Source organism: Cellulosimicrobium funkei, from assembly GCF_001019615.1.
In the GTDB taxonomy this organism is placed as follows: Bacteria; Actinomycetota; Actinomycetes; order Actinomycetales; family Cellulomonadaceae; genus Cellulosimicrobium; species Cellulosimicrobium cellulans_E.
The window spans coordinates 246823-259744 of sequence record NZ_JNBQ01000001.1 but is presented as its reverse complement, the minus strand read 5'-3'; the positions used below and the strand labels follow the sequence as shown (position 1 = coordinate 259744).

Below are 12922 nucleotides of genomic sequence, written 5' to 3'. Positions count from 1 at the left end.
TCAGGACCGTAGCCCGCACGGCGCGGTCGCGCGCGGCGACCGCGGCACGCAGGCCTCGGTGCAGTCAGCCCGCGTCAGCCCGCGTCGTCACGCGCGCGGCGCCGTCGCAGCGCGAGCAGGACACCGCCCAGCACGAGGGCCGCGAGCGCCGTGGCGAGCAGCCCCGTGACGGCCGAGCCGGTCGTGGCGAGGTCCTCCGCGCCGGTGGTCGCACCGGACGTGGGGGTCGCGTCCGGCCCGGGCACGTCCGACGTCGGCCCGTCCGTGGGCGGCGACGTCTCGCCCGGCTCGGTGGGCGTCGTCGGGGCGGTGACCGTGTTGGTGACGGTGCACGTGACGTCGGCACCGTCCCCGACCCGGACCGTGTCGTCGACCAGCTCGCCGCCGTCGCAGGCCCACGCCACCTGCTCGTAGTCCCACTCGCTGTCCGACTCCGAGAGGTCGTAAGCGCCCTCGGCGACGGGGACGGTGGTCACGTCGGGGCTGCCGTCGTGACCCGACAGCGGGGTCGGTCCTGCGGCGGTGAGCTCCCAGTCGTCGGCCGGGGCCGCGTCGTCGACGACCTCCTTGTGGAGCGTCAGCGTGCCGGCGAGCCAGTGGTTCGTCACCGTGCACACGACGTCGGCGCCCGCGGGGACGATCACCGTGGACCCCGCCACGCGCGCACCCTCGCAGCTCCAGCCGAGCGAGGTCCACCCCTCGGGTCCGCCGCTCTCCGCGAGGGCATACCGTCCGGGCTCGACGCTCATGTGCGAGACGGCGGCGCTCGCGGTCGGGCCCGAGGCCGACAGCCCGGCGCCCTCGGCGGAGAGCGTCCACTCCGTGGCGTCGACCTCGCCGGTGAACCCGCGGTCGTCGAGCTCCTTGACGAGCGTGAGGTGCGGGAGCTGCGCGACGTTGGTCACCGTGCACGTCGCGACGCCGCCCGCGGGCAGCGACACCGTCGAGCCCGTGAGCGTCGCGTCTCCCGTGCATGACCACCCCTCGCTGTCGTACCCGCCGAACCCTCCCGTCTCCGCGAGCTCGTAGTCGCCGGCGGACAGGTGCCGCTGCGTCGTCGCGGGGGTCCCGCTCGCGCCCTCGACGACCGCGTCCCCGGCCGCGTCGGTCGCGGTGAGGGTCCACGCGGCCGGGTCGGCGGACCCGCCCACGACGTCCTTGACGAGCGTGAGCGTCGAGCCGACGTAGGTGTTCGTCACCGTGCAGACCACGTCGTCGTCCGGCGCGATCGTCACGACGTCTCCCGCCTGGCCGGTCGCCCCCTCGCACACCCACTCCCCCGACTCGTGGTCGGGCAGGGTCGTGAGCTCTGCGAGCGTGTGCTCACCTGCGCCCACGTGCACGTGGGACACCTCGACCCCGCCGGACGGGCCCGTGATCGTGGCCGTCCCACCCCCGGCCTGCGGCCCCGTCGCCGCGAGCGACCAGTCGGCGGGCACGGTCGGCCCACCCTGGACCTCCTTGACCAGCGTGAGGTGCGGCAGCACGACGGCGTTCGTCACCGTGCACACGACCGTCGCGCCGGGCTCGACGCTGACGACCGAGCCGTCGAGCGCGCCGCCTGTGCACTGCCACGGTCCCGGGTCGAACCCCGTCCAGCCCGCCTCGGAGAGCGCGTAGTCACCGGGCGGGACGTCCACGCCGGTGACGTCCGGCGAGCCGCTCGACCCCGAGACGGTGGTGCCCTCGCCCGCCGCGGTGAGGGTCCAGTCCGCGGGGACGGCCGTCGTCGTGCCCTCGATCTCCTTGACGAGCGTGAGGATCCCGCCCTGCCACGTGTTGGTCGCGGTGCACGTGACGTGCTCGGCCGGGGCGATCGTCACGCTCCCGCCGGCTCCGTCGCCCGCCGCGGCGCCCGTGCAGGACCACGCACCCGCGTAGCCGACGGGTCCCTGCTCCCCGAGCGCGTACTCGCCGGGCGCGACGCCTGCCGCCGTCACCTCCGGGTCGCCGGTCACGCCCGAGACCGCCTGCGGCCCGGTCGCGCTGAGCGTCCAGTCCTCGGCGCCGGCCGGGCCGCCGACGACCTTCTTGACGAGCGTGAGCGTCGGCTCCGCCCCACCGCCCGCGCCCGACACGTTGCGGACCGTGCACGTGACCGACCGCCCCAGGTCGAGGGTGACGACGTCCCCCGACAGCGGGGCGCCGTCGCACGTCCAGCCCTCGCTCCGGTACCCGGCCGGGCCGCCCTCCTCCGACAGCGTGTACTGCCCGACCCGCATCGGCACGCCCGTCACCGCGGGGCTGCCGGACGGCCCGGCCACAGACTCGGGCCCCTGCGCGCGCAGCGTCCAGTCGGCCGGCGACGCCGTGCCGCCCTCGACCTCCTTGACGAGCGTCAGGCTCGGGCGGACCGCCTCGTTGTCGACCGTGCACTGCACCGAACCGCCGGGAGGCACGACGACCTCGGGCGTCGGGTCGAGGATGTCCGCCCCGCCGCAGTTCCAGTTCTGGAACCGGTAGCCGGACACGCCGCCCGACTCGGAGATGCGGTAGGTCCCCGCCGGGACCTCGAGCGACTGCACGCCGTTGAGCCCGTCGCCCTCGATCGTCGCGCCCGTGGTGACGTTCACCGCGTGCATCGTCCACAGCTCGCGGCGTCCCTCTGAGGATCCCGTGTCGAGGTTCTCGATCCGCTTGAAGAGCGAGAGGCGACCGGTCTCGGCCTGCGCCGCGGCGGCGCGGCCACCCGTGACGGCGACGGCCGCCAGGACGGCGAGCACGACCGTCAGCGCGAGCACGGCCGCCACGGAGGCGCGGTCGAGGGAGCGGGGGGACGTGGGCACGGACACTCCTGCGGGCTCGGGGCGCGGGTCGTCACCCGACGCTAACCCGGCGCGCCACGGCGCGCCCGGCGTCCGGCAGCAGTCCGGCGTCGTGCCGTTCGTCGCACGCGGGCCACCGTTCGTCGCACACCTCGACCGCCGGTCGACGTGACCTGGATCACCCCCTCGCGGCCTCCCTAGCCTTCCGTGGTCGGACCGCAACGACGCGACCTGGAGAGGCTCGATGACGACAGACACCCGCGCGGCGCGGAACGCCGCCCCCGACGAGCCGGAGATCACGCCGGACCCGTCGCTGCCCCCCACCGCAGTGCCCGACTCCGTCCCCGGGGCGCAGACGCGGACCCGCTGGACGCCGCAGAAGATCGCCCTGTGGGCCGCGATCTCGCTGCTCGGCGGCGTCGCCTGGGTCATGCTCGCGGTCGTCCGCGGCGAGACCGTCAACGCGATCTGGTTCGTGTTCGCGGCCGTCTGCACCTACCTCATCGGGTACCGCTTCTACTCCAAGGTCATCGAGCGCTACATCACGCGCCCCGACGACCGCCGGGCGACCCCGGCCGAGGTGCGCGAGGACGGCAAGGACTACGTCCCGACCGACCGCCACGTGCTGTTCGGCCACCACTTCGCCGCGATCGCCGGCGCGGGCCCGCTCGTCGGCCCGGTGCTCGCCGCGCAGATGGGCTACCTGCCGGGCACGATCTGGATCATCGTCGGCGTCGTGCTCGCGGGCGCGGTGCAGGACTACCTCGTCCTGTTCTTCTCCATGCGCCGCGGCGGCCGGACCATCGGCCAGATGGCGCGCCAGGAGCTGGGCCGCGTGGGCGGCACCGCCGCGATCGTCGCGTCGCTGCTCATCATGATCATCATCGTCGCGATCCTCGCGCTCGTGGTCGTCAACGCGCTCGGCGAGAGCCCGTGGGGCGTCTTCTCCGTCTCGATGACGATCCCGATCGCGCTCTTCATGGGCGTCTACCTGCGCTACATCCGCCCGGGGAAGATCACCGAGGTCTCGATCATCGGGTTCGTCCTGCTCCTCGCCGCGATCGTCGCGGGCGGCTGGATCGCGGACACGTCGTGGGGCGCCGAGCTCTTCCACCTCGACCGCACGACCATCGCGGTCGGCGTGATCGTCTACGGCTTCGTCGCCGCCGTCCTGCCCGTGTGGCTCCTGCTCGCGCCCCGCGACTACCTCTCGACGTTCATGAAGGTCGGCGTCATCGTCGTCCTCGCGGTCGCGGTGATCGTCGTGCGGCCCGAGATCACGGTGCCCGCGATCAGCGAGTTCGCGAGCGGCGAGACGGGCCCGGTCGTGTCCGGGGCGTTGTTCCCGTTCCTCTTCGTCACCATCGCGTGCGGCGCGCTGTCCGGCTTCCACGCGCTCATCGCGTCGGGTACCACGCCCAAGCTCGTCGAGAAGGAGCGCCAGACGCGCTTCATCGGCTACGGCGGCATGCTCATGGAGTCGTTCGTCGCGATCATGGCGCTCGTCGCCGCGATCTCGATCGACCGCGGGATCTACTTCGCGATGAACTCCTCCGCGGCCGCCACGGGCGGCACGGTCGAGGGCGCGGTCGCGTTCGTCAACGGGCTCGGCCTCATGGGGGTCAACCTCACCCCGGACATGCTCACGTCGACCGCCGAGGCCGTCGGTGAACCGTCGATCGTGTCCCGCACGGGCGGTGCCCCGACGCTCGCGCTCGGCCTCGCGCACATCATGCAGCAGCTCGTGGGCGGCACCGCGATGATGGGCTTCTGGTATCACTTCGCGATCATGTTCGAGGCGCTGTTCATCCTCACGGCCGTCGACGCCGGCACGCGCGTCGCGCGGTTCATGCTCCAGGACACGATCGGCAACGTGGCGCCCAGGTTCCGGGACGTGACGTGGCGGCCGGGTGTGTGGTTGTGCACCGCGATCATGGTCGCCGGGTGGGGCAGCATCCTCTACCTCGGCGTCACCGACCCGCTCGGCGGCATCAACACGTTCTTCCCGCTCTTCGGCATCGCGAACCAGCTCCTCGCGGCGATCGCGCTCGCCGTCGTGCTGGCGATCGTCGCCAAGCGCGGGCGCAGCTACCAGCGCTGGTTGTGGATCGTCGCGGCGCCGCTCGCGTTCACCGCGGTCATCACCATCTGGGCGTCGATCGAGAAGATCTTCTCCCCCGTCCCCGCGGTCGGGTACTGGGCCAACCACAACGCGTTCAAGGACGCGCTCGCCGCCGGCGAGACGTCGTTCGGCACGGCCGGCTCGGTCGAGGCGATGGAGGCGGTCGTCCGCAACACGTTCGTCCAGGGCACGCTCTCGATCGTGTTCGTCGTGCTCGCGATCGTCGTCATCGTCGCCTCGGTCCTCGTGACCGCGAAGGCGCTGCGCGTCGGCGGCGGCACGAACCACGAGGACCCGCCCGTGGCCTCGCGGCGCTTCGCCCCGGCCGACCTGTTCGCGACGAAGGCCGAGAAGGAGATCCAGAAGGAGTGGGCGGCCCTGCCGCCCGAGAAGCGCCCTGCCGCGACGGGGCACCGGTGACGGTGCGGCAGGGCTCGCAGGGTCCCGCCACGACGGTCCGCGCGACCGTCGTGGCGGGGCTCCGCGCCGTCCGCTGGTACGTGCGGCAGGTCATGGGCGACGACGCGTACGCGACCTACGCCGCGCACCAGCGCGCGGTGCACCCGGGCGGTGTCGTGCTGACCGAGCGCGAGTTCTGGCGCATGCGCCACGCCGAGCAGGACGCGAACCCGGGCTCGCGCTGCTGCTGAGCCGCGGGCCGGCCGACGCCTCGCCGACCAGCACGACCCTGCTCGCCGTCGAGCACGACCTGGGTGTCGCTATCCGCCCGACAACGACACCAAGGTCGTGCTCGGCACCTGGCCCGGTCGACGACCGCGCCGCCGCGACCGCTACGGTGACGGGCGTGGCTCGCCCTCCCGTCCCCATCACGCTCGACCCGCCGCGGGGTCAGATCCCCACCGTCACGGTCGTGCTCGCCACCGACCCCTCGACCGCGGCCGGCTGGGTCGCCGAGGCGTTCGGCTCCCAGCGCTGGAAGCGTCGCGCCTCGGACGCCGCCCACCAGGCCGGTGCGGCGCTGTGGGAGATCGGGGGCGCCGGTCGCGCCTTCTTCCTCGACGACCTCGACGTGCTGCGCTGGGTCACCCCGCGCGCCACGGCGTTCTTCTCGCACGGCCGGGCCGTCGCGACGGTCGGGCCCCTCGACCCGGGAACGGGCCAGGCTCCCGCCTCGACCGTCGCCCTGTCCCTCGTCGACGGCGCCTTCTCCTGCCGCGAGAGCCTCGGCGCCGTCGCGCGCGGCCTGTGCGACCGCGCCGTCCGCGCCGGGGCGCTACGCCCCGACGACGTCCCGGTCTGGGCGAACGCCGTCGAGATCGCGGCCGGGTCGCCCCTCCACCCGGCCACCGGGCGAAAGCTCTTCCGCCGTGGCTGACGCGACGACGACCGGACGTGGGACGTTCCCGCCCGTGATCGAGCTGGCCATGAGCGACGCCGCGAAGCGTCAGGTGCTGCGCTCCAACATGACGCTGATCTCGATCCTCGCGCCGCTCGTGGGCCTCGCCCAGCTCCCCGCGGCGATCACGGGCGGGAACATGGCCCTCGCCGTCGGGTTCCTCGTCTTCGCGCTGTCCATGATCCCGCTGACGTACGCGATCGGGCGGCGCATGGTCGACCGCGCGCGGATCGTCCTGGGCGACGGGACGTACACCGTGCACGGGTGGGGCCGACCGAAGCGGTTCACGGTCACGGACGTCGACCGCGTCGTCACGGTGGACCGCATGGCGTTCGGGATGGCCGGGGCGACGCACCACCTCATCGTCCTCGGCCCCACCAAGCGGCTGCTCCTGCTCGTCGGGCAGATGTGGGACCGCGACCAGCTCTCGACCGTCGCGCTCGACCTCGCGCGCCGCGGCGTCCCGCTCACGCCCTGGCACCAGCCGGTCACGCCGGCCCAGCTCCGCGCGTTCGACCGGCGGCTCGTGCCCTGGCCGCAGGCGCACCCGGTCGCCCTCGGCCTGCTGGTCGGGCTCGGCACGCTCCTCGTCCTCGTAGTGCTGTTCGTCGTCCTGGTCGCGCTCATCGTCTGAGCACCCCGTCCCGCCGGGACCGGTCGTGCCAGTAGCCCTGCGCGTGCACGCGCGACCTCTCGATCCCCGCCGCCACGAGCTCGGCGCGGACCCGCGCGACGGTGGCGCTCTCCGTCGCGCACCACGCGTAGAAGCCGGTGCCCGCGTCGGCCGCGGACCGGCCGTGCTCCGCTGCCCAGTCCCGGACCGCGCCCAGCACGGCCCGCTCGGCCCCACGGCGATGCCGAGGCACGTGCTCGACGCGCACGGTCCCGGGCACGTCGCCGACCGGCGCGTCGGCCGGGTCGTCGGCCTCCACGAGCACGTGCGCCCGCACGTCGGGACGCAGGCTCGCGAGGATGCCGCGCACCGCGGGCGCCGAGGTCTCGTCACCCACGAGCAGCACGTGCGCGACGTCGAGCCCCGGGTCCCACTGGGTGCCGTGGTCGGTCACGCCGTACCGCGCGTGCGGCGCCGAGAGCAGCACGCGATCCCCGGGCGCCGCGCGGCGTGCCCAGGCGCTCGCCGGTCCGGCGGGCTCGTGCAGGTACAGGTCGAGGTCCACCTCGGCGGCCCGCGGCCGCACGGCCACAGGCGTGTACGAGCGCATCACCGGTCGCACGTCGTCGTCGAGCGCGGACCACCCGCGCCGCCACACGCTCTCGACCGCGAGCCCCGCGCGCCGCGCGAGCTCGTCCGCACCCGGGCCGGGGAGCAGGATCTTCACGCGCTGGTCGAGCCCGACGTCGGCGCACCCCGCCAGGTCCGGGCCGGCGAGGGTCACGCGCACGAGGCGCGGGCCGACGTCGTGCACGCGCGCGACCGTCGTCGGGAAGAGGACGTTGGGCGACCGGTGGAACCGGCACCCCGCCACGCTCCCGGCCGTGCTCGCGGCCGTGGCCGAGGACCCGGCCCGCCGGTCAGGACCCGGCACGGTCCTGGAGGAACTGCTCGACGTCGTCGAGGACGGCCTGCCCACCGAGCGGCCCGACGCCGCTGATCCAGTACGACTGGTCGACGACGCGCACGTCGGGGAACGACCCCGCGTTGAGCGGGATCTCGGCCGGGACCGCGGCCGGGTCGGCCGGGTCGGCGGCAGAGACGAGGACGAGGTCGGCGGCGGCCTCGGTCACGCGCTCGGGCGACAGGTCGACCGAGATGTCCTCGCCCCAGTCCTGCTCCGGCGTCGAGAACCCGACGCACTCGAGCGTGCTGCCCGCGAACGACCGCGGGCCGTAGGCGGACACGATGCCGTCGCGCGGGCGCAGCAGCTGCGCCGTCCCGGTGACGTCGTAGTCCTCCTGGAGCTGGGCGCACCGCTCGTCGTAGGCGTCCAGCAGGGCCTGGGCGTCGGTCTCGCGGCCGAGCGCGCGGCCCACGAGCAGCACGTTCTCCTGCCAGGGGTCGGTCTGCGTCGCCATGAACACCGTCGGCGCGATCCCCGCGAGCTGGGCGTAGAGGTCGGCGTGGCGCGACTCCGTGCCGAGGATGAGGTCCGGCTCGAGCGCGGCGATGGCCTCGAGGCTCGGCTCGGGCACCGTGCCCACGACCTCGATCGCCTGCGCGTCCTCGCCGAGGTACGCCGGCACGCCGGCCTCGACGCTCAGCACGGCGGCACCGACCGGGACGACGCCGAGCGCGACCGCGGTGTCCGTCTCCACGGGCTCGAGCGTCACGACGCGCTGCGGCGCCGCCGCGAGCTCGGCTGTCCCGCGCGCGTGCTCGACGGCGTACCCCGCCGCGGTGTCGTCCGGCGCCGGCGCACCGGTCGGCGCGGGCTCGGGGTCGGACGAGCACGCCGCGAGGAGGGCGGCGGCGAGCACGAGGGCGGTGGTGGTGACGCTGCGGCGCACGCGCGGGCTCGACGTGGTCCGGGAGATCGGCACAGGAGGTTCCTTCGTCATGGGATAGGGCTGCCTAACCTTATCTGGCCCGCCGGGTGGGTGACGCCGCGCTGGATACGATCACTGCATGTCCGGGCCCGTGTTCGCCGGCGCCGTCGCCGGTCTCGCCGTGGGCGTGCTGCTCACCCTCGGGCTCGTGCTCGCCTGGCGGCTCGCGCGCGGGTCGCGCGAGCTCGGGAGCGACTCGGACCGCGCCACGTTCCGCACCCTGCACCTCGCGTCGCGCGCCGCGACGCACCTGCGGGGCGGCCTCGACGGCGACGACGTCGGCCGCGCGGCACGCTCCCTGCGCCAGCTCCTCGGCGCCGAGGCGCTCGCCGTGGTCACGGCCGAGGGCGCCGTCGCGCTCGACGGCAGCACGACCCTCGAGCCCGACGCGCGCCGGGTCGCCGAGCGCGTGCTCGCCACCGGTCGCCGCCACGTCGAGAGCCGGGACCACAAGAACGGCGACGAGGCGGGCGGCGACGTCGCGGACGCCGTCGGGGCGCCAGTCGTCGCGGGCGGGCGCGTCGCGGGCGTGGTCGTCGCGTTCGCCGGCACGGTCCGCCCACCGCTCGTGCGCGCGACGGGCGAGGTCGCGCAGTGGTGCTCGGCCCAGCTCGAGCTCGGCGAGCTGGAGGCGTCGCGCACGGCGCTCGCGCAGGCCGAGCTGCGCGCGCTGCGCGCCCAGATCAGCCCGCACTTCGTCTACAACGCGCTCGGCGCCATCGCGTCGTTCATCAGCACGGACCCGGAGCGGGCGCGCGACCTCGTGCTCGACTTCGCCGACTTCACGCGCTACTCCTTCCGGGGCCGCGGCGACTTCACGACCCTCGCGGACGAGCTGCGCTCCATCCACTCCTACGTCGAGCTCGAGCGCGCACGGTTCGGCGAGCGCCTCGCCGTGACCCTCCAGATCGCGCCCGAGTCGTTGACCACCGTGATCCCGTTCCTGTCGGTGCAGCCGCTCGTCGAGAACGCGGTCCGGCACGGGCTGGAGCCCCGGGAGCGCGGCGGCACGATCGTCATCACCGCGCGCGACGAGGGCACCCAGACGGAGATCACGGTCGAGGACGACGGCGTCGGCATGGACCCGGCGGTCGTGCGCGAGCTCCTCACGTCCCGCGGGAGCGAGCACGTGGGGCTGCGCAACGTCGACCGGCGCGTGCGCCAGCTCTACGGCGACGACCACGCGCTCGACATCGAGACCGCCCCCGGCTCGGGCACGCTCGTGCGCCTGCGCGTGCCCCGCTCCCAGCCCCTGCACGAGACGGAGGTGAGCGTGCCGTGACCGGCACCGAAGCGACCCCGGGCCCGGCGCCCGAGGACCCGGCCGCCGTCGGGCTCGACGTGCTCGTCGCCGACGACGAGCGGCCCGTGCTCGACGAGCTCGTCGCCCTGCTGCGGCGCGACCCGCGCGTGCGGACCGTGCTCGGGGTCGCGACCGGCTCGGAGGCGCTGCGCGAGCTCTCCTCGCGCACGGTCGACGCGGCCTTCCTCGACATCCACATGCCCGGGCTGACGGGCCTCGACCTCGCGCGCGCGCTCTCGCGGTTCGCCGACCGCCCGGCCGTCGTGTTCGTCACCGCCGACGAGGCTCGCGCGCTCGAGGCGTTCGACGTCGAGGCGGTCGACTACGTGCTCAAGCCCGTGCGCCGCGAGCGCCTGACACGCGCCGTCGACCGGGTCGTGGAGCGCGTCGCGGACCGCGCGGGCCGCGTCGGCGGGTCAGGTGCCGTGCCGGACGCCGGGGCGACGGCCGCGAGCGCCGCTCCCCCGGTCGTGGGGTCCGGTGCGGGGCCCGACGTGCCGGAGGACGAGACGCTGGTCGTGACGGTCGGGACGACGACGCGGCTCGTCCGGCGCAGCGCGGTGCGATGGGTGCAGGCGCAGGGCGACTACTCGCGGCTCGTGACGGACACCGAGCAGTTCCTCGTGCGCGAGCCGCTGTCCGACCTGGAGGAGCGGTGGGCCCCGGCCGGGTTCCTGCGCGTCCACCGGTCGTACCTCGTGGACCGCGCGGCCGTGACCGCGGCGCGGTTCGGGGGCGCGCAGCCCGCGCTCGTCGTCGCGGGCCACGAGGTCCCGGTGAGCCGCCGCATGGTCCCGGCGGTGCGCGAGGCGCTGCTCGGCCCGCACCGGGGGCCGTCGTGAGCGACCCGGGCCCGTCGTCGGACCCGACCCCGCCCGCCGAGCGCGTGCGCGTCCGGTCGACGGACGCGCGACCCGACGCCGGGCCGCCGTCGGGCACCCCGCGAGGCCGACCCGAGGAGCCGGACGACGACGTGGCCCACTACACGCGCGGCCTCGTCCGGGCGCAGCTCCGGCTCGGGCTCGCGTGCGTGGTCTCGTTCCTCGCCGTCGTCGCGCTGCTCACGGTGACGATGAGCGCGGTGCCCGCGCTGGACGCCGTCGTGATCCTCGGCGTCCCGCTCCCCTGGCTCGTGCACGCGTACGGCTTCTACCCCGTGATCGTCGCGTTCGCGGTCGTGTTCGCCGTCGCGGCGGCGCGCAACGAGCGCCGGTACCGCGCCCTCGCCGAGGGATCGGCCGGGCCCGCCGAGGCCGGCCCGGACGAGGCGGTCCCCGACCAGGCGGGCGCCCCGTGAGCGCGCTGCCCCTCGTCGCGATCGGGCTGCTCCTGCTCGCGACCGGCCTCATCGGGTTCTACGGCCTGCGCATCTCCCGCACCACGAGCGACTTCTTCGTCGCGTCGCGCACGGTGCGGCCCGTGTGGAACGCGTCCGCGATCAGCGGCGAGTACCTGTCCGCGGGCACGTTCCTCGGCCTCTCGGGGCTCGTGCTGCTCTCCGGCGCCGAGGCGTTCTGGTTCCCCGTCGGGTACGCGGCGGGCTACCTGCTCGTCCTGCTGTTCGTCGCCGGCCCGCTGCGCCGCAGCGGCGCGTACACGATCCCCGACTTCGTCCACGCCCGGCTCGACTCCGTCGTCGCGCGCCGCGTCACGAGCGTCCTCGTGCTCGTCATCGGGTGGCTCTACGTGGTGCCGCAGCTCCACGGCGCGGCGCTCGTCATCACGAGCGTCGCGCCCGTCCCGCCGTGGGTCGGGTCGGTCGGGATCGCGGTCGTCGTGAGCGCGGTCGTCGCGGCGGGCGGCATGCGCTCCATCACGTTCGTCCAGGCGTTCCAGTTCTGGGTCAAGCTCACGGCGCTCGCGCTGCCCCTCGTGTTCGTGCTCATGGCGCTCGGCGGGGCGTTCGAGCCCGGCGGCGCGATCGTCACGTTCGACCCCGCCGCCGTGTTCCCCCACGACGCCGGACCCGGCGGCCTCGACGCGTACGCGACCGTCTCGCTCCTGCTCGCGCTCCTGCTCGGCACGACCGGCCTGCCGCACGTCCTCGTGCGCTTCTACACCTCGCCCGACGGCGGCTCGGCCCGCCGCACGACAGTCGTCGTGCTCGTGATGATCAGCGTGTTCTACATGGTGTCGAGCACGCTCGGGCTCGTCGCGCGGGTCGTCGCTCCCGACCTCGCCGAGCCCGGGGTCGCGGACACCGTGGTCCTCACCCTGCCGACCCGCCTCGTGCCCGGGCTCGGCGGCGAGCTGCTCGCCGCGCTCGTCGTCGCCGGGGCGTTCGCCGCGTTCCTCGGCACGTCCTCGGGGCTCGTCGTGGCGCTCGCGGGCGTCGTGAGCCAGGACCTGTTCGGCGGGACCGTGCGGTCGTTCCGGTGGTCGGCGGTGGCGTGCACGCTCATCCCGCTCGCGTTCGCGCTCGTCACCATCCCGCAGGGGCTCGTGACGAGCGTCGGGACGGTGTTCGTCTTCGCCGCCTCCGCGCTGTCGCCCGTGATCCTGCTGGGCGTGTGGTGGCGCCGCCTCACCGCGCGCGGCGCGGTGGCGGGGATGGTCGTGGGGTCCGTCCTGTGCGCGACGGCGCTGCTCGCCTCGTCCGCGCTCGGGGCCGCGGGCTACGGGGCCGGCCCGACTGAGGAGGCGGCCGACGGCGTCGGCGTCGTGCGCGCCCTGCTCGCCCAGCCCGCGGCATGGACCATCCCGATCGCGACCGCGACGGTCGTCGTCGTGTCCCTGCTCGACCGCCACGGCCCGCCCCTGCGCACCGACCGGTTCCTCCGGCGCCTGCACGTCCCGGAGCTCCGGCGCCGTTGACGACGGTGCGCGGCCTGAGATCTGTAGCGTAGAAAGCGTGAGATCTGTGGCGCAGG

11 protein-coding genes are annotated in these 12922 nt (G+C 74.8%); 8 read left to right on the top strand and 3 right to left on the bottom strand.

Annotation, left to right across the window (positions count from 1 at the left end; all coding sequences use genetic code 11):
• Nucleotides 1–74: 74 nt before the first annotated feature.
• Nucleotides 75–2786: a hypothetical protein gene (locus tag FB00_RS01165; protein WP_156186251.1), complete on the bottom strand. Its 2712-nt coding sequence runs from the start codon at nucleotides 2784–2786 to the stop codon at nucleotides 75–77.
• Nucleotides 2787–3009: 223 nt separating this feature from the next.
• Here FB00_RS01165 and FB00_RS01160 point away from each other — a divergent pair, with 223 nt between their 5' ends.
• The 4 genes from FB00_RS01160 (at nucleotide 3010) to FB00_RS01145 (ending at nucleotide 6878) form a co-directional block, all read left to right on the top strand.
• Nucleotides 3010–5307, top strand: a complete 2298-nt coding sequence (locus tag FB00_RS01160) for a carbon starvation CstA family protein (protein ID WP_047230980.1) — start codon at nucleotides 3010–3012, stop codon at nucleotides 5305–5307.
• Nucleotides 5304–5537 carry a YbdD/YjiX family protein gene (locus tag FB00_RS22560; RefSeq protein ID WP_313662293.1) on the top strand — a complete coding sequence of 78 codons (234 nt, stop codon included), beginning with the start codon at nucleotides 5304–5306 and terminating at the stop codon, nucleotides 5535–5537. The genes FB00_RS01160 and FB00_RS22560 overlap by 4 nt, the downstream gene beginning before the upstream one ends.
• 155 nt (nucleotides 5538–5692) lie before the next feature.
• Nucleotides 5693–6223, top strand: coding sequence for a hypothetical protein (locus tag FB00_RS01150; RefSeq protein WP_156186250.1), 531 nt, complete (start codon nucleotides 5693–5695; stop codon nucleotides 6221–6223).
• A 34-nt stretch (nucleotides 6224–6257) separates the two neighbouring features.
• Nucleotides 6258–6878, top strand: coding sequence for a hypothetical protein (locus FB00_RS01145; RefSeq protein WP_047230978.1), 621 nt, complete (start codon nucleotides 6258–6260; stop codon nucleotides 6876–6878).
• Here the strand turns inward: FB00_RS01145 and FB00_RS01140 are convergent.
• Both FB00_RS01140 and FB00_RS01135 read right to left on the bottom strand, forming a co-directional pair.
• The gene (locus FB00_RS01140; RefSeq protein ID WP_047231242.1) at nucleotides 6868–7671 is read right to left on the bottom strand and encodes a siderophore-interacting protein; all 804 of its coding nucleotides are present in this window, start codon (nucleotides 7669–7671) and stop codon (nucleotides 6868–6870) included. The genes FB00_RS01145 and FB00_RS01140 overlap by 11 nt on opposite strands.
• Before the next feature lie 106 nt (nucleotides 7672–7777).
• Complete coding sequence (locus tag FB00_RS01135) at nucleotides 7778–8761, bottom strand: iron-siderophore ABC transporter substrate-binding protein (protein ID WP_082140834.1); 984 nt, start codon at nucleotides 8759–8761, stop codon at nucleotides 7778–7780.
• 67 nt (nucleotides 8762–8828) lie between these two features.
• Here FB00_RS01135 and FB00_RS01130 point away from each other — a divergent pair, with 67 nt between their 5' ends.
• From FB00_RS01130 to FB00_RS01115, 4 genes are read left to right on the top strand one after another with little or no spacing between them, the layout of a single operon-like run.
• The gene (locus FB00_RS01130; protein WP_047230977.1) at nucleotides 8829–10031 is read left to right on the top strand and encodes a sensor histidine kinase; all 1203 of its coding nucleotides are present in this window, start codon (nucleotides 8829–8831) and stop codon (nucleotides 10029–10031) included.
• Nucleotides 10028–10894, top strand: a complete 867-nt coding sequence (locus tag FB00_RS01125) for a LytR/AlgR family response regulator transcription factor (RefSeq protein WP_047230976.1) — start codon at nucleotides 10028–10030, stop codon at nucleotides 10892–10894. The genes FB00_RS01130 and FB00_RS01125 overlap by 4 nt, the downstream gene beginning before the upstream one ends.
• Complete coding sequence (locus tag FB00_RS01120; protein WP_052877344.1) at nucleotides 10891–11349, top strand: hypothetical protein; 459 nt, start codon at nucleotides 10891–10893, stop codon at nucleotides 11347–11349. Before FB00_RS01125 ends, FB00_RS01120 begins: the two co-directional genes overlap by 4 nt.
• Complete coding sequence (locus FB00_RS01115) at nucleotides 11346–12866, top strand: cation acetate symporter (RefSeq protein ID WP_047230975.1); 1521 nt, start codon at nucleotides 11346–11348, stop codon at nucleotides 12864–12866. The genes FB00_RS01120 and FB00_RS01115 overlap by 4 nt, the downstream gene beginning before the upstream one ends.
• Nucleotides 12867–12922: the final 56 nt, after the last annotated feature.

Coding starts and splice junctions, on each gene's coding strand:
- FB00_RS01160 (WP_047230980.1), top strand. CDS start 3,010: ATGACGACAGACACCCGCGCGGCGCGGAACGCCGCCCCCGACGAGCCG.
- FB00_RS01135 (WP_082140834.1), bottom strand. CDS start 8,761: ATGACGAAGGAACCTCCTGTGCCGATCTCCCGGACCACGTCGAGCCCG.
- FB00_RS01130 (WP_047230977.1), top strand. CDS start 8,829: ATGTCCGGGCCCGTGTTCGCCGGCGCCGTCGCCGGTCTCGCCGTGGGC.